The following is a 21878-nucleotide window of genomic DNA, read 5'->3' on the forward strand; positions in this document are numbered from 1 at the left end:
CAGCATCTCTCCAATACGCTCTCACAGCCATGCTCCTTTGCAGATTGCTGTTAGTTGTACTGATAAATGCTGCTATTGTATAATTTTATTTATCTTTTCCGAAAAATTTTTTCTTACCTTTTTCTTTTTCCTTATCACCTTCGTGGGGTTCTGGCTCGCTCTTACCCTCCATTGCTTCCTCAAATTTCTGCAGCAGTTCTTTCTGATCAGCTGTGAGTTTTGTAGGTACCTGAACTACCAGCGTTACATAGTGGTCACCTCTGACCTGTTTGTTACGAAGAGTAGGAATACCTTTTCCTCTGAGCCTTACTTTGGTATCTGTCTGAGTACCGGGTTTTACAGTATAAAGTACATCGCCGTCTACTGTGCTGATCTTGACATCACCGCCAAGGGCAGCTTTTGCATAAGAAATAGGAGCAGTTGAGAAGATATCATATTCCTGTCTCTGGAATATAGGGTGACGTGCCACTGTAATTTCAACCAGCAGATCTCCTCTTTCGCCACCATTAACTCCCGGTTCTCCCTTATCCCTGATACGGATGCTTTGTCCGTTATCAATACCTGCCGGGATGGATACCTGGATTTTCTTCTTTCTGTTCACATAACCGCTGCCATAACAAACGGTACATTTATCTTTAATTACCTTACCGGTTCCGTTACAATCTGGACAGCTCTGAACATTTCTAACCATACCGAATAAGGATTGCTGGGTATATACTACCTGGCCTTTACCACCGCACTTTTTGCAGGTCTCTGTTCCGGTTCCCGGTTTTGCGCCGGAGCCGCCACAAGTAGTACACTCTTCTTTTAAGTTTATGTCTAATTCTTTATCAACTCCGGTTACTGCTTCTTCAAAGGTGATTCTTACACCGGCACGGACATTAGGTCCCTTCATGGGGCCGTTACTGGCTCTTCTGGTTCTTCCACCTCCAAAAAGATCCCCGAAAATATCTCCGAAGATATCCCCCATATCCATGTTGGTAAAATCAAATCCACCGGCACCACCGGCTCCACCGTCAAAGGCAGAGTGACCGAACTGGTCGTATTGTCTTCTCTTATCTCCATCGCTTAATACTGCATATGCCTCTGAAGCTTCTTTAAACTTTACTTCTGCCTCCTTATCCCCCGGATTCGCATCGGGATGATACTTCTTGGCAAGCTGTCTGTATGCTTTCTTTATTTCATCCTCTGTTGCAGTCTTGGACAATCCAAGGACCTCATAATAATCACGTTTATCTGCCATGCTCTAATCCATCCTCCTAAATAAAACAGCCTCTATTCTCTATATTGAGAAATAGGCAGTCCTTCGACTGCCTATTGTAATACTTTTGCATTTTCTCCGATTCGACAAGTCAAATCATATTTTAATGAATTATGATACAATCGTCAAGCAAAAACTTAAAGGACTGTATTGTAACTAACAATTATAATTAAACTTCTCTGTAGTCACCGTCTACTACATCGTCTCCGTAAGAAGCATCTGCACCGCCCTGTGCCCCTGACATATCAGGTGCAGGACCGCCCTGTGACTGCTCATAAAGCTTAGCAAATAAGGCCTGAGCACTTTCCATTAATTTCTCTTTTGCAGCTTTGATATCTTCTACTTCGCCATCGGACATAACTTCCGGATTGGATTTCTGAAGTAAATCTTTTAAGTGATTTAAGTCAGCCTCAACCTTAGTCTTATCATCAGGATTGATCTTATCACCAACTTCAGTTAAAGCCTTTTCAGTCTGGAATATCATAGAATCTGCATCATTTCTAACTTCTACTGCTTCTTTACGTTTCTTATCCTGTGCTTCATATTCAGCAGCTTCTTTTACTGCCTTATCAATATCTGCATCAGAAAGGTTAGAACCACCGGTAATTGTGATATGCTGTTCTCTTCCTGTTCCTAAATCCTTGGCTGATACATTTAAGATACCGTTGGCATCAATATCAAAGGTAACTTCAATCTGAGGAACACCTCTTCTTGCTGGTGGAATTCCATCCAGACGGAATTGTCCAAGGCTCTTGTTGTCTTTGGCAAACTGTCTTTCACCCTGTACAACGTTAATATCAACTGCGCTCTGATTATCAGCTGCTGTTGAGAATACCTGGCTCTTCTTAGTAGGAATGGTTGTATTTCTCTCGATTAATCTGGTTGCTACACCACCCATTGTCTCAATACTTAAGGACAGTGGAGTAACATCAAGAAGAAGGATATCTCCTGCACCGGCATCACCTGCTAATTTACCACCCTGGATAGAAGCACCGATAGCAACACATTCATCGGGATTTAAGGTCTTGGAAGCTTCCTGGCCAGTTAACTGTCTAACTTTATCCTGTACAGCAGGTATACGTGTAGAACCACCTACTAAAAGGACTTTCTTAAGGTCAGAAGCTGTAAGTCCTGCATCTCTTAATGCGTTCTGAACAGGTACTGTTGTTCTCTCAACCAGGTCATGTGTCAGCTCATCAAATTTAGCTCTTGTTAAATTCATATCGAAGTGCTTGGGACCTTCTGCAGTTGCAGTGATGAAAGGAAGGTTTATGTTTGTTGTAGTAGCAGAAGATAATTCTTTCTTAGCCTTCTCTGCTGCTTCTTTTAATCTCTGAAGTGCCATCTTGTCAAGACTTAAGTCAACGCCTTCTGTCTTCTTGAATTCTTCAATCATATATCTGGTAATCTTATCATCGAAGTCATCACCACCTAAACGGTTGTCACCGGAAGTAGCTAATACTTCAATAACGCCATCGCCGATTTCAATGATGGAAACGTCGAAGGTACCACCACCTAAATCGTAAACCATAATTTTCTGCTCATGCTCGTTATCAAGACCATATGCCAAAGCTGCAGCTGTAGGCTCGTTAATAATTCTCTTAACATCAAGTCCTGCAATCTTACCTGCATCCTTTGTTGCCTGTCTCTGAGCATCGTTAAAGTAAGCAGGAACAGTAATAACCGCTTCTGTTACTTTTTCACCCAGGTAGCTTTCAGCATCCGCTTTTAATTTCTGAAGAACCATTGCAGAAATTTCCTGAGGTGTATATTTTTTATCGTCAATCGTAACTTTATAGTCAGTTCCCATATGTCTCTTGATGGAAGAGATTGTTTTATCTGAATTTGTTACTGCCTGACGTTTAGCAGCTTCACCTGCCAGTCTTTCTCCTGTCTTTGTAAAAGCTACTACGGAGGGAGTTGTTCTTGCTCCTTCTGTATTTGCAATAACTACGGGCTTTCCGCCTTCCATTACTGCTACACATGAGTTTGTGGTACCTAAATCGATTCCAATTATTTTACCCATGATAAATTTCCTCCTTCTATTATAAGTGTTTTATTTTGCTTGATATATTAATATTTATGAAAGTGAACCAGATAAGCCCACTTAGCTGCTTGCGTTAGTTTACTACTTTAACCATACTGTGACGGATTACCACATCCCTGTAGGTATATCCTTTTTGGAATTCTTCAGCTACAAGGTTCTCACCCTGTTCCGGATCTTCTGCATGCATCACTGCATTATGGAAATTGGGATCAAAGGGTTTGCCAACTGCTTCTATAGGCTTTAAGCCTGCATCTGAAAGAGCTGTGAACATCTGCTTATAGATCTTTTCAACACCTTGCGCAAAAGCACTTTCTCTTTCTTCTTCAGAAATGGCACCCAGACCGCGTTCGAAATTATCGATGACAGGAAGTATTTTCTCAATGATATCTCTTGCTCCGATTTCAAACATCTGAGATTTTTCTTTCTCGGAACGTTTTCTGAAATTATCGAACTCAGCCATATTACGAATCAGTCTGTCGTTTAATTCATCAATCTTTAAGTCTTTCTTATCTTTTTTCTCTTTCTTGTCTTTTCGAAAGAAGGATTTTCCGGATTTCTGTCCGTCTTTTCCATCTTCTTCTGTATCTTCTGCGTCGGTCTCTTCAACTGTTTCTGCAGTGTCTGTATCCTCTGCTGCCACGTCAGATTCCTGTTCCGTTTTTTCTAAGGTATCTTCTGAAACATCAGGATTGATATCCTGGTCTTTTAAGGTTTCATCCATAGAATTTGTTTTATCTTCCACTTATACAAACCGCCTTTCCTTCTGTTAGGTTTTAAGACTATGCTAAGTCTTCTTCTTAAATATATCATCTAATTGTGCCATAAGGGTATGCAATATATTTACTACTCTCTCATAATCCATACGCTTGGGTCCTATAATACCAATCTTGCCATATACGCCTTCTTCTATCTGATAGGTAGCAGTAACAACGGAACAATCCTTCATGGACTTTACCGGTGTCTCACTGCCGATATAGACCTGTATGCCTCCTGATTCCGGAGCTTCCAGTTTATTGATGATGATGTCTGAAAGCTGTTCCTTCTCTTCCAGGGTGTCTATTAACTCCATTACCTTATCAACATCACTTAATTCCGGGTATTTCAATATATTGGTGGCACCGCTTGTGAAGATCTCCACATCTTCTTCTTCACTGATTGCTTCTGCTACGGCATCCAGTATATGGCTGACAAGCATATTGTAGTTCCCCGCCTGTTCCTTCATCTTTTGTATAAGGGACATGTTGATTTCTGTAAGATCTAATCCCTGAAGGAAAGTGTTAAATACAATATTAAGCTTTAATATAATTTCTTTATTCAGACATTCGGTTACTTCAATGATCTTATTCTTAACTACATTACCCTCAACGAGAATAACGGCAAGAATATGTGTTGCGTCAACTTCCGTCAGCTGAATAAACTTTACCTTCTTGCTTCGGTATTGTGGCTTCGTCACCAGAGTGGTATAGTTGGTATTATCTGCCAAAAGCCTTGCCACTTGTTTTAACAACTGGTCAAGTTTACCTGCCTTCTCAAGAATCAATTCCTTCATTTCTTCCACTTCATGGGTTTTATCTTCTAATAAGGTATCCACATATAAGCGGTATCCTTTATCCGAAGGTATTCTGCCGGCTGAGGTATGGGGTTGAATGATATATCCCAACTCCTCCAAATCTGCCATTTCATTTCTAATAGTGGCAGAGCTGAGATTCAGGTCGGTGTATTTCGATATGGTTCTTGACCCTACCGGTTCACCGGTTTCCAGATAATTTCGGATAATAGCCTGTAATATCTTCAATTTTCTTTCATCCAGTTCCATCGAATCCCTCCTGCTCTTTGATTGTTAGCACTCACTTCAATAGAGTGCTAATATCTTTATACATAAAATAGCACTTAAGCTTTACTTTGTCAAGTGCTATTTTCAAAAAAATCCAATATTTTATGCATAATTCTCACTTCAACTTATATAATACTTACTCGGGTAGTTTTCTCTTTATCAAGCTGAAAAATACTGCCCTAGAGCAAAAATCTTGCCATAACTGTATTACTTAAGTCAATCCCTTTAGCGGTTAGAAAAATCTGCCCGTTTTCTTCTGAAAGAAGTCCTTCTCTTACAGACTGTTCAATGGGTAAGCTATAAATACTTTCAATGGAGGTCCCAAAAAGCTTATGAAATTCTTCTGTGTTTACTCCATCCATCAGCCTTAAGCCAAGAAACATAAACTCTTCCATCTGCTGTTTCTTATCAAGCAGTTCTACATCTTTTGGAAGGCTGTCTGCTATTCCTGCCTGCTCCAGATACTTTTTTAGATCTTCTTCCTTATGAAATCTTTTATTTTCAATTAATGAGGATGCCCCCAGACCCACACCCAGGTAATTCTTTCTGATCCAGTATGATATATTGTGTCTGCATTCCCTGTTCATAAGGGCATAATTAGAAATCTCATAATGTCCGTATCCGGCAGCCTTAAGCCGTTCTGCGGTACTCCAATACATTGTCCTGTCCAGCTCATCATCAAAGGAAACCTCGGAATATTTTTCATAAAAAGGTGTTCCTTCTTCTATTATAAGGCTATAGGCAGATATATGCTCCGGTCTTAAGCTTATAACCTTCTCTAATACTTCCATCCAGTCCTGTAATGACTGCCAGGGAAGAGCAGACATAAGGTCAATGTTTATGTTTTGAAAGCCCGCCTCCCGGGCCGCCATGTAAGTGTCTAAAAATGTTTCATAGGTATGAATTCTGCCCAGGAGCTTTAAGTCCTTGTTATCAGCAGATTGAAGGCCCATACTGATACGGTTTAATCCAGCTTCCTTTAATATAAGGAGCTTCTCCCTGCTCACCGTTCCAGGATTTACTTCTATGGTTGCCTCAATATAATCCTCCATTGGTAACCCACTGCTATGTTTCTCATCAGAAAGATATCGGTCCTCTATTCGAAAAACATCCTTTACCGTTTCCATGATACGGACCAGCTCTTCTTCCGTTAAGGTGGAGGGTGTTCCCCCTCCCATAAATATTGTGCTGATCCTGTAATCCTCAGTTAAATATCTGTAGCTGCCAATCTCCTTTATTAAAGCATCGACATAAGCAGCTTTCGTTCCCTGGTCAGCTGCTGCTGATAGAAAATCACAGTAGTTGCATTTTTTTTCGCAGAAAGGTATGTGTATATATAACCCCAAGTCTTTTTTCTTTTCCACTTAACTGTTAACCTCCACGGTTTGTGCGCATATTGAGTGCAATAAATATGCATTTAATATTTTAATCAAAAATTCTTCTGATTATGTGATCTAAGCTGGTTCCGAATAATCCTTTTTTGAGAGCAGTTCATATAATAAACCATCAAAAAAAGAAAACCAAATAACATCACAATAACAGAAGAATTTTATTAATATATTATTTTCTAATTATAAGGTAATCTTACTAATCTTCATCCAGCTTCAACACACTCATAAAGGCTTTCTGAGGTATCTCTACATTACCCACCTGGCGCATACGTTTCTTACCTTCTTTTTGCTTCTCTAACAGCTTTCTTTTACGTGATATATCACCGCCGTAACATTTAGCAAGTACATCTTTTCTCATCGCTTTAACAGTTTCTCTGGCAATAACCTTGCTGCCGATAGCTGCCTGAATGGGAATTTCAAAGAGCTGTCTCGGAATCTCTTCCTTCAGCTTGCCGCACATTTTCCTGCCACGTTCATAGGCTGACTCCCCGTGTACGATAAAGGACAGAGCATCCACTTCTTCTTTGTTTATCAGAATATCCAGTTTCACAAGTTCGGACTGTACATATCCCTTCATTTCATAGTCAAAGGAGGCATAACCTTTAGATCTGGACTTTAATGCATCAAAGAAGTCATAGATAATTTCATTTAAAGGCAGATCATATTTTAACAATGCTCTGGTAGTTTCCATGTATTCCATACCAAGATATATACCTCTTCTCTCCTGGCATAGGTTCATTATTGCACCTACAAACTCTGTGGTAACCATGATTTCTGCGCTTACCATTGGCTCCTCCATCATCTCTATCTCAGAAGGGTCGGGTAAATTGGAGGGGTTTGTTATTTCAAGGATCTGACCATCTGTCTTATGAACCTTATATACAACACCCGGAGCTGTTGTTACGATATCCAGGTTATATTCTCTCTCTAACCGTTCCTGAATGATTTCAAGATGCAATAAGCCTAAAAAGCCGCATCGGAATCCAAATCCCAAGGCCGCAGAGGTCTCCGGCTCAAATTGAAGAGCCGCATCATTTAACTGAAGCTTCTCAAGAGCATCTCTTAAATCGGGATACTTAGCACCGTCAGCGGGATACATACCGCAGTAAACCATGGAGTTTACCTTTTTATAGCCCGGCAGTGCCTGCTTGCAGGGATTTGTCGCATCAGTTACGGTATCGCCTACTCTGGTATCACGTACATTCTTTAAACTTGCAGTCACATAACCTACCATGCCGGCTGTGAGTTCTTCACAGGGGATAAATTGTCCCGCACCAAAGGTTCCAAGTTCAACAACCTCTGCGGTTGCTCCGGTTGCCATCATTTTTATAGTGGTATCTCTGGTTATCTTTCCTTCCATGACACGGCAGAAAATAATAACCCCTTTATAGGAATCATATTTTGAGTCGAAGATCAATGCTTGCAAGGGAGCTGTTACATCTCCTTTGGGAGGTGCTATTTTGGTTACGATCTGTTCTAATACTTCTTCAATGTTAAGTCCTATTTTTGCAGAAATCAGCGGTGCATCCTGTGCTTCCAGCCCTATTACATCCTCAATCTCAGCTTTCACCCTTTCAGGCTCCGCACTGGGTAAGTCTATTTTATTGATAACCGGCATAATATCCAGGTTGTGGTCCAGTGCCAGATATACATTGGCAAGAGTCTGCGCTTCAATTCCCTGCGCAGCATCCACTACCAGAATCGCACCTTCACAGGCTGCAAGGCTTCTGGATACCTCATAGTTGAAATCCACATGTCCCGGAGTATCGATAAGGTTAAAGATATACTCTTCGCCGTTCTTTGCCTTGTATACGGTTCTGACAGCCTGAGCTTTTATGGTTATTCCTCTTTCCCTCTCAAGTTCCATGTTATCAAGTACCTGTGCCTGCATTTCCCTGCTGGTCAGCAGGCCTGTCTTTTCTATAATACGATCCGCAAGGGTTGATTTGCCGTGATCTATATGAGCAATGATGCAGAAATTGCGAATATTGCTTTGTTCAATCATTTATTAAGTTCCTCCTGCAAAAATGAGTTGATCCTTTTTCCTAATTTCGGTCAATATGGGTATTATAGCATATGAAAAGGAGAGTGACAAGCAGATTAGATTACTTGAGAGGGTAAGTGGACGTGAATATTAGGTCTTTGGCAACGGACGAGGAGCATGGCTTATAGGAATCCATTTTCTTGTTCAGGGTACCAAATTCCACTAAAATGGCAGCAGCTGTCCCTTGTGCGGGAAAAATTATACCAAACTCGCTGGAAAGGTCTTATGAGTGTAGGGCTGTGTGCTCAAACAGTGGTATAATTTTTCCTAGGGACAACTGCTTCCATTTAAGTGTCATTAGGTATCCTTCAATAGAAAATTCCTTCCTATAAGCCATGCTCCTCTGTTTTATTGGCATTAAGGTTACCCGATTGCTTATGATTTTATACATTGGTTATAACGTTCTTTACTTTATTTTTATGATTTCACTTTTGTTAGCTTATTCTTCACCTTGCAGTACCTGGTCAAGTACCTCTGCCAGATATTTCATGGAGTTCTTTTCTTCCTGTACGGTATTTTTGGCTGTACCTACTTCTGCCAGGATTGATTTTTCTCTTAGATGCAGATTGAAGCGGTAGCCTTTTAGGTAGTTCTTGTACATTAGCCCCGGGAACAGTTCTCTTCCCTTTAGCTGGAGCTGCAGGCTGAAGGCCAGGTTTGCCTGTAGATTGGGGTTATACAGACTGGCTATGTCTTCTCCTTTTGAGTTACGGCTTAGTCCGTTAAAGAGCATGATATTTGCAACTTTTTCACCGTTTAGGTTCACTACTCTTTTATTTCCCTCATCTCTATGGAGATCTATTACTACTTCCACAGTCGGATTTTTCTTTAAAAGCTTTGTGACACCGTCTTTTGCGTAGTTATAGGCAAGGTTACGGTCCAGATACCCTCCCATCATGTCATATTTCGTTTTGTCATGAATTACGTTGTAACCATACTCTGTCTCTAGGATGTCAGCCAGTACTTCGCCTACACCTACTACCGTATCTGCTACTTTTCCGCTCCTGCTGTCTGCAAATGCTTCCTGGGAATGGGTATGGTATATCAGTATTTGCGGCTTGTCTTCTTTTGTTTTTAATGTCATATCCATTCCTAACATTGCTTTTGCATCAAATATTGAGTCTTTTACTGATGTGGTACCATCCACTATGTAAAAATTATTATATAAAAAATGCTTATTTTCCAGCTGTTCCAGCGTATAGTGTTCGCCATTTCCAAAGCTGATAGCCTGTTTGTGACTATCATCTATGTGGCTGGTGCCTTCATCCTCCAGATAAAATTCTCCGTTTATTATATCTATGGGCAGCATGGTACTGTTGATTCCTTTAGAGTCTACTGCCACTGCATCTCCGGGTTCTTCTGATGTTTCAGCAACCGTATTCCCTGAAGTCTGTTGAGTGGTATGTACACCCTGTTTAATAAGCTTTAAATAATCGTCATACCTTAAAAGTGTGTTATCTTTAGCGGAATAAATCAAAGGATTATTATTTATGTATTGATTACTTTTCTCACTTTCTGTTTCAGTGGCATTCGCAACATATTCATTGATTGGGAAACTATGTATCATTCCGCTTAAGGCATAGCTGCTGTTACTGTTTTCACTGGTATCTCTTACATATTGGAATATGGAATTATGATTCTCCAAAACATAATTGCTTATAACGGTTATTACTTTTTCTTTCAGTGATATACTTGTTTTCGCCAGGCCGTTATTGCCAAGTACATTTATTCCCTTAATGAGTACCGTAAAACTTAATATAAGTATAATTGACCAGAGAGTCATAAAAAACATTCTTTCAGCCTTGTAGCGATATCTTCTCATTCCTTACTCCTCATTTCATTTACAGCATTGTATAATTACACCTTATTTATCTTATGCCGTAAGTGAGATTCTGATAACTTATCCATCCATATTTAAGAAATTTTTAAGACATGCCCTTGCCGGTCCTGGTTTCCTGTGTTCTGATGACCTCTGGTTATCAAATATTGCTTATATTTCATATTGAGCAGATAAAACGAAGTGCTCTTTTGTTGTTCTGATTTTCAGATTCACCTTAATCAGCCATCAAAAGAACACTTCTAAATGCTTCTTATACGAAGCACTCATTCAAAGCTTCTGATATGGTATAACTCATTTGCTTTACAGCTTCATCTATATTTTTAGGTGTAACGAACATTGTTTTCATGCTCTGGCTTCCAAGTTCACTGGTAAATTGGTTGATTTCCTGTTCTTTGAAGCCTTGTCCTTGCATAAAACGCTCCATCGTATCCTTAACAATCGTTGCAGCATCTACTACTGTAGGAATACCTACGGCAATTACATCAACGCCAAGACTTTCCTTATTGAGAGCTTTTCTGTTATTTCCCACACCGGACCCGGGACTGATTCCAGTATCTGTTATTTGTATGGTCTTATTTACCCTGTCTACACTTCTTGCCGCCAATGCATCGATTACAACTATTAGTTTCGGTTTGGTCTCATTTATGATTCCTTTTAGTATTTCACTTGTTTCCATTCCGGTCTGGGCCATTACCCCCGGTGCTATAGCGCTGATATTTCCCATTTTGTTCTTTGTAAGAAACTCACTTCCATATTCCTCTTTTAAATGTCTTGTAACTAATAAATTCTCCACGACTTGTGGTCCCAAAGCATCTGGTGTTACATCTCTATTCCCTAGTCCTGCTACCAATATTTCCTTTCCGGCTATATTTCCGGCTAATTGACGAACATATTTTACAATCTCCTTCGAGATGGGTTCATGGTAGCTCTCATCAGAATCTCCCAGATTAGCAGCTTCAATGGTTATATAGTTGCCAATAGGTTTTCCCATTGCTTTGGCACCTCTTTCTTCCTTGATTGTTACTGTAGTAACCTTTATGTCTCTTTTTTTATTGTACTCTTCTTTTAGTATCACACCTTGTATTTCTACATCATCCTCGGGAAAAGTTTCACGGATCTCCAGTGCAAGGTCGGTTCTTGGCAGGCTTAATTTATCCATCGGATATGATTCCTCCTTATATGTTTTTAAACTTATTTTTTGCAATTTTTTTGGAATTATGTATTGACATAACATATGCTTTATAATACTATATAATAGTATGTTTACATTAGAACGTCCGTGTCCGGATTTAATGGAACAAGAACCAGTTCCCAGGAACTGATGTGATTGAAAAATTACTCAAAATTTAACATAGTTGTGGAGGTGTACGATTTGGCTAACATTAAATCTGCTAAAAAGCGTATTTTAGTTAATGAAACAAAAGCGTTAAGAAACAAAGCTATCAAGTCTAAAGTTAAGACTACTATAAAGAAAGTTGATGCTGCCGTGGCTGCCGGTGACAAAGACCTTGCTAAGACAAGCTTACTTGCTGCTATTTCTGAAATTGATAAAGCAACATCCAAAGGTGTTTATCATAAGAATACTGCTTCAAGAAAAGTTTCCCGTTTAAGCAAAGCTGTTAATACTCTTGCTTAAGAACGAAAGAATCTGAATTAACCCGTTCAGATTTATAATAGAAAGAAATAGAGCCGTTGCTTCTGGTAACGGCTCTATTTCTTTTGTTTATTCGCTGGGATTATATAGTTTGCAGATATATACATGAGTTTATACCTGTAATGTTATACTTTCAGTAAATGACTGGGGTTGGCACTAACTGCATTTATAGCCTTGGATACTATCTTCACCAATTCCAACTCGTAATCTGCATTGAGGCTTTCAGCTTTTGCATACAGCTCCCCTTCTTCTGAAACAACATATTTAGGAGTCGTATTATTCAGAGCACATGCAATAATATCATCACGGCATCTGTCACACTTACACCCTTCGAACTTATCCCATATTTCATCTAATTTTACAACCACTATTTTTTCCATCAGATTATGATATCTCATAAATTCCCCTTTATACTTTATTATTCAATCTGACATCAGTATATCATGATTACATTATAATACAAGCAGATTATGTAGAAAAAGAGAGAAAAAGGGTCCTATTTACTATAATTTTACCCTTTTTCTCTCTTTATTTTAACTATTTTTTATTACGCATTAAGTTTGAATAAAGCTACTGCCTGATTAAGGCTGTCAGCTACTTTAGCCTGACTCTGCGCCATTTTTGCCATGTCATCGATGGATCTTGAGGTTGTATCCATACTGCTTAGGATTTCTTCTGAGCTCTGAGCGGTACCTTCCATATTTGCAGCAATGCTTTGAACTACACTACTTATTTCTTCTGTTGAGGCATTCAGCTCTTCTGACATTGATGCCGTATCCTGTGATAAACCATTTACATAAATAGCATCTTTTTCATAATTTATACCGGTCTGAATAAGAAGATCATAATCGACACGTACTCTGTTATCAACAAATTCCAGGATTTCTCTGGAGTTATCGGCTAGGTCATTTACGGAATTGATTACTTTTTCAACCAATTCTGTAATATCCTTAACATAACCGGTGGATTGCTCAGCCAGGCTTCTGATTTCATCTGCAACTACTGCAAATCCCCTGCCGTGCTCACCTGCTCTGGCAGCTTCAATGGCTGCATTCAGTGAAAGTAAATTCGTTTGTTCTGCTATGGATGCAATTGAACTTGCAATTACAGAGATCTCTTCTACAACCTTGGCATTTTCAATGGATTTTTGAATCTTCTCTTCTGTTTGGTCGTATAGTTTATCAGCAAGTTCTTTGGATTTGATTCCGTTTTCTTTAATCTTAACTGCACGGTTCTTAATGGTGACTGATTGCATATTACCGTCTGAGGAACTGGTTGCCAGCTGGGTAACCCCTGAATTAACCTGATCAATCGTAGCAGTTAATTCCTCTGTGGCTGTATTAACATCTATAATGCCACTTACAATATTTTCTGTATTATTATTTATTATTGTAAAGGTTGCTGATACTTCTTCTATTGCAGCTGACAGCTGCTGGCTTGATGCTGCAACCTCCATGGTTCTGTCCATGATATTGGACATGGTACTTCTCATTCTGTCCTGTGCTTTTCCTAAAGAATTAATTAATTTACCCAGTTCGTCATTGCTTACAGAACTAATCTCAGTGGTCAGGTCACCATTTTCCAAAGCCTGAGCAAAGGTAAGCCCCAGCTTAAGGTATTTTGTTATGTATGTGGAAAGAACAAACCCAAGGAAAGCTGCAAGTACAATACCTAAAATGGAAACTACCAGTGTTAAGATATTAAGCATAGCAACATAAGCTTTATTTTCGGTATTTTTGCTCTCAGCTATGTCCTGATTACTTTTTACCAATTGATTAAGCTGATCCTGCATAGTAACACGGCTCACTTCATTCTCTTCCATAAGTCCTTTGGCCATTGCCGTATTACCTTGTGAGATGTATTTTATAAGCTGGTTTCTGGATTCTCTGTATTTCTCCAGTTCCTCTTTATAAGTATCCCAGAGTTTTTTATTATCAGCCTTTAATAAATTCTTTTCATATGTATCCATCAACTGATCATTATCAGCCTTTAATTCTTCAATTATAGGAAGTATCTGATTTGATGTCTGCATACTCTGAGCATACAACGCATCCAACAGATTTGCTTTGATTTCTAAGTTGTTTTCTTTGATTTCATGAAGCACATCAATGCTTTTGAGATTATAGCTGTACATCTGCGATCCGTTTTCAGCAATCTTACGAACGCTTCCGGAGGCCATAAAACCTAAAATAATTATAAAAACTAAAAAAATCGAAAAACTTGCAACCAATTTCACACGAATTGATAGATCCTTTAATAACCTCATCCGCAAAATGTATATATAGAAAGCGGCATCCTATATATACTCCTCCTATGCACATTATTTATTAACTGCCGCAGTAGTTAATTTATTTATTTCACTTTTAATAGTATTAATAAAATATTAATAAATCAAAATTTCTATGTCAAGAACTATAATGTCATATTTATGCGTATTCTGTCTTGATCTTGTAGCAAAATGTCCAAAAAGGTTATAAAAAACATCAAAATTGTAAAAACTAACTTTGATTGATAATAATTAATCATTAATTTTATAAAATTGTATTGCATTCAATCTTATAATGTGGCATAATAGAGTCATGATAAATAATAATAAGATTCATTATCAAATCCGAATTACAATGTACTATATAAAATAATTAAAAGGAGTGTAACCATTATGTTTAAACAAATTGAATTATCCTATGACTTTAAGGACCTTGAACCTCATATTGATGAGTTGACAATGAATACTCACTACAGCAAACATCATGCAACTTACACCAATAACTTAAATGCTGCATTAGAAAAGGCTCCCGAACTTTCTGGTAAGACCATCGAGGAGATATTCACTTCCTTAGACACCCTAACTGATGAAGCACAAAAAAATGCTATCCGTAATAACGGCGGTGGTTTCTATAATCACAATCTTTATTTTGATACCATGTCTCCTAAAGGCGGTGGTCAGCCAGAAGGAAAACTGGCTGAACAGATTACAAAAGACTTTGGTAGTTTTGATGTATTAAAGGAGAAACTTACCGCTGCTGCCACTACCCGTTTCGGTTCCGGCTGGGCTTGGCTTTCCGCTAACAAAGCAGGTGATTTACAGGTTACTTCTTCTCCTAATCAGGATAATCCTATTATGGAGACAAAAGGTGAATGGACACCCATTCTTGGTATTGATGTCTGGGAACATGCATATTATCTGAAATATAAAAATTTGCGTGTAGACTATGTAAAAGCTTTCTTCGATGTTACTGACTGGAATAAAGTTGCTGCGAATTACAAAGAAGTAACCGCATAAGATAACAAGGGCGTTATTTAAATACTTTAACCAGTAAAAGCTTATAAAGGCGTAAGCATCTTTATCTATCCGTTAAATGATTCATGAAACGAATCATTTAACGGATTTTTGCTTCGTAATTCCAAGGCATAATTTTTAAGGTGTTCCATTTTCTTGCCCATTTCCTTGACTTATTTTCATATATTTCTCTGGTTATTCTAGTTTTGTTGGCAATCACTACCTGAGCAAACATATCTCCCATGCCAAAAGGTGCATAAATCTTTAACATGCCTGACTCCAGCCTCACTCCAACCGCTGATGCAGTTGTAGGCCATGTATCAATAGCCTCCTCCAGGGATTTATAAGGCTCAACAGCATATCCGAAATGCTGCTGATACCAGAGGTGTACTCTTGCCTGGTTCTTAATGTCTATACGGATGTTCTGATCTCCGATTCTCTCTTTGATCTGCTCAATTATATTGTTTTCACCTTCATATGTAGTATCCTTTTTATCAAAATATACGAAATCCAGATCCTCTATTCCATACATAGGTTCATTGCCATTTAGATAATTCCATACGGACTGAGTTATACAGCCTGCACCGATATAGTATGGCATATTTAAAAGCCCCTCCGCTTTTTCAATAACATTATAGAGTTGTTCATTGGATTTAAGGATTTTGTGAAGCTCTTTGGCGTAATTCTCATTTTGCTCTGTGTTATCCTTTGTGTTCATAGGGTCTCCTTAATAAAGTTTATTAGCTTCAGGGATTAAAACCTTCATTCGAAAAGTGATCTTTAAAAGAATATATTATTAACATATGAAATTTTCATTTACAAATGATGTAATTAATGCTAAACTACTGTTAGTTTGCTGTAATTCCTTCCATCCGGATATGGAAAGGGAATGATAAGCCAATGAAAAAAATCTTAATATCAGTTCTATTGTGTATTTCTTTATTTTTTCTGCCAGTTATGCAGCTTCAGGCAGGTGCCTTCAGCCCAGTCCCCTTTGTCTTATTAACTCAATACGAAATGACTCTTAATGTTGGGGAGGAATTTCAAATCTTTGCTATTACTCATGATGGAAGTATGCCAACCTTTAGAAGCAGTGATTCGAAAATAGCTTCTGTTAATACCTATGGTGAAATAACTGCCAAAAGTGCCGGTACTGTAAAGATAACAGCTAAAATCAACAAAGCGGAAGCTTCCTGCAAGATTATAGTCCGTAAAACAACTATTGCTATCCTTGCATCAAAGAATTCAATTGAGGCAAGCGAATCACTTGCATTATCTGCAAAAACCTCTACTGGTAATAATGTAACCTGGAAGTGTACTCCTAAAAGTGTGGCTGTAATTGACGAGAATGGTACAGTAACCGGGTTAAAACCAGGCAAAGCTGTTATCACAGCAACTGTTGACAAAACCAGTTCTACCTTCTCTCTAACAGTGAAATCACCCAAAGTAACTCTTAGCCGAACCAGCCTCTCGTTGTACCGAAGCCAAACTTTCAGCCTAACGGCAGATGTATCTTCCATGCTTACACCAACCTGGAAATCTAACAAGAAAAGCATCGTAACCGTAGATGAAAACGGTAATTTAACTGCTCTTAAACATGGTGTTGCTATCATAACTGCTACCGTCAGCGGAATCAGCAAAAGCTGCACTGTAACTGTAAAGCAGCCGGAAATCACTCTGGATACTTATGAAATCACAATAAAAAAAGGTAACTGCAATAAAATCAATGCCAAAGTATCCTCCGGCAATCTACCGGCCTGGTCCACCAGTAACCCAAATATTGCCACAGTTGATGCAAAAGGAAATGTTACTGGAATACAAAAAGGCCGTGCTTACATATATGCCGCTGAAGACGGCATTAAAATGCGCTGCACGGTCTATGTAACTGAATAACAGTTGTTTACTCCTTAAGATGAAAGAATTACGGCAAACAGATAAATATAAATCTGTAATTAATCTCTTAAGCGAAGGGAATTCATCTGCTCCAATAATTCAACGAACTTTTCACTGGTTCCTCCCGCATCGGGATGATATTCTTTCGCAAGTTCACGAAATCTCTTCTTGATGGCTCCGGCATCCGCATCAATTGGAAGCCCCATCTTCATCAGTATATCCGGATCATAGAGACTACTATCCAACATTCCCGTTTCCTGAAATTTTCTATAGAAAACTGCATAATAGAACTGACTGATTACATTTTTAAGTCCGTCTCTATCTAAGGTAATTAAGTCTTTCATATTGTATCTAACATTTTTACAGTTATCCTGGAGGCAGAAAAATTCATCCCAAACCAGTTTTTTAGGAATAGATTTACTGGTTTCCCAGCCTTTGTAGACTCCATTGGATTCTAATTGATGGAACCTTAACCTCATTTCCAATTTTTTTAGATTTCTTATTTTCCGTTTTATATCACCTTCACTATAATAACAATCCGGCAAATCATGTTCCTTCTTTCTAAGTCAATTGCTTAATCAATTCTTAGTATAGAATATTTCAAAGCATAATTCCAGTCTAAATGCATACTATTACTCCATTTTCGGTCATTTAATTTTCTGTCATTTTTAGGGTCTTCCTCTAAGCAGTAGACAAAATTCGGGTAGGAATCATAAGTATAGATGTCCAGGCATTCTTTCTAAAGACGATGGTTATCCAGCTTTCCGAACATGCCATTTGGGGTAATGAAGACTTTGGGGTCTATACACTTTCTTAATATATCGCTTTGCAAGGCACTGAAGTGTTAAAGGTAATCATTCAATTCTTCCTTTTTGATAGACTGTCATTAATGTACCGCTGTCTCTTATAAGAGTATCCACTGGCATTCTGTGAAGAATATATGCCACATAAAAAATATTAATTGCACTTGATAGATTTACTATCTGCAGTGAGTAAACTATCCCAAATATCTTAGTTGATACAAAAAATTAACAGCAAAAAATATGACCCCGAAAATAACTAATGGACAGATTGTGATGATCTGATATTCACTTAAGTTGCGTTCAGTGTATATATCTGCAATTGTAATTCATTATATACCAATATTCAACTTCCAATTAACTAAGCTTTTTGAATCGATAATAAACCAAGGGGCTGTTGCATTTTAAACAATGTTGCGACAAAAAACCTCTTGGCTTTCCTCCACACACCGGCTGAAAGACACATTAATGACTTTGTTTGCTATAATTGAACAAAATTTATTCGCTTTTAGCCATAAAATCATTTACCTATCTTTCAGAAAGTGCATTACAGGAAAGCCAAGAGGCTTCTTACTGCTTTGCATTCATTTTGCAACAGACAATCATCATAGTACTCTCACCACAATAACCCCATTATCAATTGATAAAAACATAAATAATCATTGTATCTAAATAGAAAATCCTGATAACTATAATTTACATATCTTTTTTAAAAACAATATTCCAACCCCGTAACTGATAATATTTTTTGAATGTAATAATCATAAAATTCACCTCCATGCTAAGCTCAATCAAGATTTTTACTTTTACGTCCGTTTTACAATATCAAACTGAGAATTGATAATAGTCCACAACTGAGGATGGTAAATCATTATGTTCCATATTCCGCTTCCTGCAATTGAATTTTCTTTTATAATGTTGTTTAACCCGGCAATACTCCTTGCATCAACAAACCATACTATATGCCTTGCCGGAATGGAGATATTATATTGTTCATAATAAAAATACGGAGTTTGGGACGCTTCATCAAAAAGAATTACTGCCTCCACATCATAAGCTAATGCCATAACAGAATTTATTGTAAGTGAGCTGGCACTAGATCTATCCGGTATATACGGGAGCTGCCAGTCATATCCAATTATAGGGATTCCTAAAATTACTTTTTCACGGGGAACCTTAGTTAATATATATTCTGTCATAGCCTTTATATTATTTATATTACTGACTGGACCCGGGGGATTGTTATTGGTACCCCAAACGAATTTTAAAAACAATATAGCATCCACATAATCACTGAATTGGGAATAATCAATTCCTTCCTCAATTAAGCTGCCATCTATATCCTTGCTCTCATGATTTATTGTAATAAAAAAAATTAAGTTCTCTTGTTGTAAGCGTTCATATATTCTACGTATAAAGTTAGTATACAACGATTGATTACTTACATTCAGGTTATTAAATACAATATTTACACCGCCATAACCTTTACTTTTAACAATACTTAAGAATTGCTCTATATTGCTCTTTTGATATTCCTCATTTAACAACACTTCGTAGGCGGCTTCAATATCAGGCTCACCTTGCCTGGTTAGCGTTGCAAGCATCAGCAGGGGAATAACACCATACTCTTTGGTTGTTTGAATTACTTCAGAATCATCTTCATAAGTAATAATATTCCCCTGATCAATGGTTGTATAATTAAATATTGATAAATAAGTTAAGTTAGGTAAGATTTTTATCAAGATTTCTTTCCTGATATATGCATAACCAAAACCATTTGTTGTTATACTACCGGTTGTATTATAGGAAATTATTAAAGTTTCGCCAACATAAAGATAATCCCTGTCGGATAGATAAGGGTTATTTTTATATAGTTGCAACACTGTCACATTATAAAGATCGGCAATACTTTGCAGATTCTCTCCCTCTTGAACAATATGCACCTGCTTTGCATAAGCTATCACAATAGACTGTCCTATAATCAGACTATACGGGTATACCAAACCATTATCCAATATCAATCTTTCTGGTAAAACACCGTATTTCTCAGCTATTGACCAGATACTGTCTCCTTCTTGAACAACATATATATCCATAGGTTAATCCCGAACCACTTTTTATCAGTATATGACTAAATATGATAAATATTTATATATTTTAACTAGGCCCCCAACTTTTACAATACATGATATAAAATACACTTAAAACAAGCACGTTCGGATAAGGCAGATAACATCTTCATGAAAGAATCGTGTTAATATTTCATTGATTTAGCATATAATAAACCAAGGAAATTAATGGTTCAGGTAGATTATGAATATTAGCATAGGCATGAAAGCTCCCGATTTCACTGCTGCAACAACACATGGAACATTGAAGCTCTCTGATTACACCGGCCATTGGGTTATACTTTTCTCCCATCCCGGTGACTTTACACCTGTATGTACGACTGAATTTTTAGCTTTCGCTCAAATGAATAACCAATTTGAAGAGTTGAATACCAGACTTATCGGTTTAAGTATTGACAGTAACTCTTCTCACCTGGCTTGGGTTAATCAGATTTATTTATTAACAGGTACTCAGATTCCTTTTCCAATTATAGCAGACCGAATGGCTGAGGTGGCAGCCCTCTATGGAATGATTGCACCAGATGCCAGCAAACAGGAAACTGTCCGGAATGTTTACTTTATTGACCCCGATCAGACTATTCGTGCTATTCTCATATATCCTCTGACAAATGGGCGAAATATATATGAAATATTAAGACTCCTCACTGCACTGCAAACAACAGACAGCTGTAAGGTGGTAACCCCTGCTAACTGGCAGCCTGATAAACCTGTTATGGTTCCAGCTCCTCGCAGCTATGATGAATTAGTGGAACGTATAAATGATCCCCAAAAATCAGACTTGAATTGCCTTGATTGGTTTTGGTGCTATAAAGAATTAAACCAGTAAAACTCAAAACAGCTGCCAACGCTTATAATAGTTGGCAGCTGTTTTACTTTGTTTGCTAATCTAAATAAAATGAAAATAGTTTGTCAAAATCTATGTCACCATTTGTTATTTCATATATATTATCATTTACGATCATATACTTATTATCTAAAATAATAATTTGATTTCCTTTCTTATCGTTAACTTCTGTCCTATATGAATAATTAGTATCTATATTACCGTTATAAGGTTCAAGAGTATATCTTGATAATTTCGGTATGAAGTCATCAATTAGATATTGTTGATTCCCATCAGCGATAATTATTTTATCATTGAATTTTATCGATGAGTAATTGCTTTGTGCCATAGTAACTATGTCTGATGCATTAATAACCTTTGGTTTATTTGCGAATATAATTATTAAAAGAATCGCGGAACCAAATATTGTGTAAAATATTTTTTTCTTCATTATATTTATCCCTTCGTTACTTTAATAATTGATAGTGTTTTCGGTTAATATTTTCATAACCATTTTATATGTCCGACAACTAAAGAAATATATATTAGCCATGTTAATTATATAATTTTACCCGAGTATATTTTTATTACATTCCAGAATTATGTTTTTTATTATCAAGATAAATATCAGTAACACAAAGAAAAATACCTGCTAAGGTTAACATCCAGAAGATAATATAAGGTACACTTACACCCATACCAAGCAATGCCCCCTTTATTCCATCTATTCCATTATAATTCCATGGATTTAGAGCTATAATGATTGTAAGGGTTATTACCCCTACCATTCCCCAGGAAAACATCAAGGCTCCTAAAATAAATTTTTTCATTCTTTGTCCTCCTAAGAAAAATTTAACTTTATTATATTCCATTATATACTAA

General features: G+C 37.6%; 19 protein-coding genes. 4 read left to right on the forward strand and 15 right to left on the reverse strand.

The window, feature by feature from the left end; translation table 11 throughout:
* Nucleotides 1–85: 85 nt before the first annotated feature.
* The 8 genes from dnaJ to gpr form a co-directional block, all read right to left on the reverse strand.
* Nucleotides 86–1243 (reverse strand): molecular chaperone DnaJ, encoded by a 1158-nt coding sequence (dnaJ, locus tag BR73_RS0117645; protein ID WP_033166619.1) that lies wholly within the window; start codon nucleotides 1241–1243, stop codon nucleotides 86–88.
* 187 nt (nucleotides 1244–1430) lie between these two features.
* Nucleotides 1431–3287: a molecular chaperone DnaK gene (gene dnaK, locus BR73_RS0117650; RefSeq protein ID WP_033166620.1), complete on the reverse strand. Its 1857-nt coding sequence runs from the start codon at nucleotides 3285–3287 to the stop codon at nucleotides 1431–1433.
* A 94-nt stretch (nucleotides 3288–3381) separates the two neighbouring features.
* The gene (gene grpE / locus BR73_RS0117655) at nucleotides 3382–4050 is read right to left on the reverse strand and encodes a nucleotide exchange factor GrpE (protein WP_347463453.1); all 669 of its coding nucleotides are present in this window, start codon (nucleotides 4048–4050) and stop codon (nucleotides 3382–3384) included.
* A 42-nt stretch (nucleotides 4051–4092) separates the two neighbouring features.
* A complete protein-coding gene (hrcA, locus tag BR73_RS0117660; protein ID WP_033166621.1) occupies nucleotides 4093–5124 on the reverse strand; it encodes a heat-inducible transcriptional repressor HrcA in 1032 nt (343 codons plus the stop codon).
* Nucleotides 5125–5321: 197 nt separating this feature from the next.
* Nucleotides 5322–6506: a radical SAM family heme chaperone HemW gene (hemW, locus tag BR73_RS0117665; RefSeq protein ID WP_033166622.1), complete on the reverse strand. Its 1185-nt coding sequence runs from the start codon at nucleotides 6504–6506 to the stop codon at nucleotides 5322–5324.
* 223 nt (nucleotides 6507–6729) lie between these two features.
* Complete coding sequence (gene lepA / locus BR73_RS0117670) at nucleotides 6730–8538, reverse strand: translation elongation factor 4 (protein WP_033166623.1); 1809 nt, start codon at nucleotides 8536–8538, stop codon at nucleotides 6730–6732.
* 478 nt (nucleotides 8539–9016) lie between these two features.
* The gene (locus BR73_RS27570; protein ID WP_051685285.1) at nucleotides 9017–10399 is read right to left on the reverse strand and encodes a stage II sporulation protein P; all 1383 of its coding nucleotides are present in this window, start codon (nucleotides 10397–10399) and stop codon (nucleotides 9017–9019) included.
* Nucleotides 10400–10667: 268 nt separating this feature from the next.
* Nucleotides 10668–11576, reverse strand: a complete 909-nt coding sequence (gpr, locus tag BR73_RS0117680; RefSeq protein WP_033166624.1) for a GPR endopeptidase — start codon at nucleotides 11574–11576, stop codon at nucleotides 10668–10670.
* A gap of 213 nt (nucleotides 11577–11789) precedes the next feature.
* Here gpr and rpsT point away from each other — a divergent pair, with 213 nt between their 5' ends.
* Nucleotides 11790–12053, forward strand: a complete 264-nt coding sequence (gene rpsT, locus BR73_RS0117685) for a 30S ribosomal protein S20 (RefSeq protein WP_033166625.1) — start codon at nucleotides 11790–11792, stop codon at nucleotides 12051–12053.
* 143 nt (nucleotides 12054–12196) lie between these two features.
* Here rpsT and BR73_RS0117690 read toward each other — a convergent pair whose 3' ends face one another.
* Both BR73_RS0117690 and BR73_RS0117695 read right to left on the reverse strand, forming a co-directional pair.
* Nucleotides 12197–12469, reverse strand: a complete 273-nt coding sequence (locus tag BR73_RS0117690; RefSeq protein WP_033166626.1) for a late competence development ComFB family protein — start codon at nucleotides 12467–12469, stop codon at nucleotides 12197–12199.
* 149 nt (nucleotides 12470–12618) lie between these two features.
* Entirely contained in the window at nucleotides 12619–14337 is a 1719-nt protein-coding gene (locus BR73_RS0117695; protein ID WP_033166627.1) for a methyl-accepting chemotaxis protein, read from the reverse strand.
* Nucleotides 14338–14730: 393 nt separating this feature from the next.
* On the opposite strand from BR73_RS0117695, the gene BR73_RS0117700 reads away from it, so the two are divergent.
* Nucleotides 14731–15354: a superoxide dismutase gene (locus BR73_RS0117700; RefSeq protein WP_033166628.1), complete on the forward strand. Its 624-nt coding sequence runs from the start codon at nucleotides 14731–14733 to the stop codon at nucleotides 15352–15354.
* A 97-nt stretch (nucleotides 15355–15451) separates the two neighbouring features.
* Here BR73_RS0117700 and BR73_RS0117705 read toward each other — a convergent pair whose 3' ends face one another.
* The gene (locus BR73_RS0117705) at nucleotides 15452–16069 is read right to left on the reverse strand and encodes a nucleotidyltransferase family protein (RefSeq protein WP_033166629.1); all 618 of its coding nucleotides are present in this window, start codon (nucleotides 16067–16069) and stop codon (nucleotides 15452–15454) included.
* A gap of 182 nt (nucleotides 16070–16251) precedes the next feature.
* Here BR73_RS0117705 and BR73_RS0117710 point away from each other — a divergent pair, with 182 nt between their 5' ends.
* Entirely contained in the window at nucleotides 16252–17244 is a 993-nt protein-coding gene (locus tag BR73_RS0117710) for an Ig-like domain-containing protein (protein WP_033166630.1), read from the forward strand.
* Nucleotides 17245–17303: 59 nt separating this feature from the next.
* Here the strand turns inward: BR73_RS0117710 and BR73_RS0117715 are convergent, their stop codons facing one another.
* Nucleotides 17304–17789 (reverse strand): DnaJ domain-containing protein, encoded by a 486-nt coding sequence (locus tag BR73_RS0117715; protein ID WP_033166631.1) that lies wholly within the window; start codon nucleotides 17787–17789, stop codon nucleotides 17304–17306.
* A gap of 1061 nt (nucleotides 17790–18850) precedes the next feature.
* Entirely contained in the window at nucleotides 18851–20140 is a 1290-nt protein-coding gene (locus BR73_RS0117720; protein ID WP_033166632.1) for a LysM peptidoglycan-binding domain-containing protein, read from the reverse strand.
* A gap of 217 nt (nucleotides 20141–20357) precedes the next feature.
* Between BR73_RS0117720 and BR73_RS0117725 the strand changes: the two genes are divergently transcribed.
* Nucleotides 20358–20999 carry a peroxiredoxin gene (locus tag BR73_RS0117725; protein ID WP_051685287.1) on the forward strand — a complete coding sequence of 214 codons (642 nt, stop codon included), beginning with the start codon at nucleotides 20358–20360 and terminating at the stop codon, nucleotides 20997–20999.
* A 55-nt stretch (nucleotides 21000–21054) separates the two neighbouring features.
* On the opposite strand, the gene BR73_RS0117730 is transcribed toward BR73_RS0117725, so the two are convergent.
* Both BR73_RS0117730 and BR73_RS0117735 read right to left on the reverse strand, forming a co-directional pair.
* Entirely contained in the window at nucleotides 21055–21447 is a 393-nt protein-coding gene (locus tag BR73_RS0117730) for a hypothetical protein (protein WP_033166634.1), read from the reverse strand.
* 136 nt (nucleotides 21448–21583) lie between these two features.
* A complete protein-coding gene (locus tag BR73_RS0117735; protein ID WP_033166635.1) occupies nucleotides 21584–21826 on the reverse strand; it encodes a hypothetical protein in 243 nt (80 codons plus the stop codon).
* Nucleotides 21827–21878: the final 52 nt, after the last annotated feature.

Source organism: Clostridium sp. KNHs205 (genome assembly GCF_000702945.1).
In the GTDB taxonomy this organism is placed as follows: Bacteria; Bacillota; Clostridia; order Lachnospirales; family Lachnospiraceae; genus Anaerocolumna.

Coding starts and splice junctions, on each gene's coding strand:
- BR73_RS27570 (WP_051685285.1), bottom strand. CDS start 10,399: ATGAGAAGATATCGCTACAAGGCTGAAAGAATGTTTTTTATGACTCTC.
- BR73_RS0117710 (WP_033166630.1), top strand. CDS start 16,252: ATGAAAAAAATCTTAATATCAGTTCTATTGTGTATTTCTTTATTTTTT.
- BR73_RS0117735 (WP_033166635.1), bottom strand. CDS start 21,826: ATGAAAAAATTTATTTTAGGAGCCTTGATGTTTTCCTGGGGAATGGTA.
- BR73_RS0117700 (WP_033166628.1), top strand. CDS start 14,731: ATGTTTAAACAAATTGAATTATCCTATGACTTTAAGGACCTTGAACCT.
- BR73_RS0117730 (WP_033166634.1), bottom strand. CDS start 21,447: ATGAAGAAAAAAATATTTTACACAATATTTGGTTCCGCGATTCTTTTA.
- BR73_RS0117695 (WP_033166627.1), bottom strand. CDS start 14,337: ATGAGGTTATTAAAGGATCTATCAATTCGTGTGAAATTGGTTGCAAGT.
- dnaK (WP_033166620.1), bottom strand. CDS start 3,287: ATGGGTAAAATAATTGGAATCGATTTAGGTACCACAAACTCATGTGTA.
- gpr (WP_033166624.1), bottom strand. CDS start 11,576: ATGGATAAATTAAGCCTGCCAAGAACCGACCTTGCACTGGAGATCCGT.
- dnaJ (WP_033166619.1), bottom strand. CDS start 1,243: ATGGCAGATAAACGTGATTATTATGAGGTCCTTGGATTGTCCAAGACT.
- BR73_RS0117725 (WP_051685287.1), top strand. CDS start 20,358: ATGAATATTAGCATAGGCATGAAAGCTCCCGATTTCACTGCTGCAACA.
- BR73_RS0117705 (WP_033166629.1), bottom strand. CDS start 16,069: ATGAACACAAAGGATAACACAGAGCAAAATGAGAATTACGCCAAAGAG.
- hrcA (WP_033166621.1), bottom strand. CDS start 5,124: ATGGAACTGGATGAAAGAAAATTGAAGATATTACAGGCTATTATCCGA.
- lepA (WP_033166623.1), bottom strand. CDS start 8,538: ATGATTGAACAAAGCAATATTCGCAATTTCTGCATCATTGCTCATATA.
- BR73_RS0117690 (WP_033166626.1), bottom strand. CDS start 12,469: ATGAGATATCATAATCTGATGGAAAAAATAGTGGTTGTAAAATTAGAT.
- BR73_RS0117720 (WP_033166632.1), bottom strand. CDS start 20,140: ATGGATATATATGTTGTTCAAGAAGGAGACAGTATCTGGTCAATAGCT.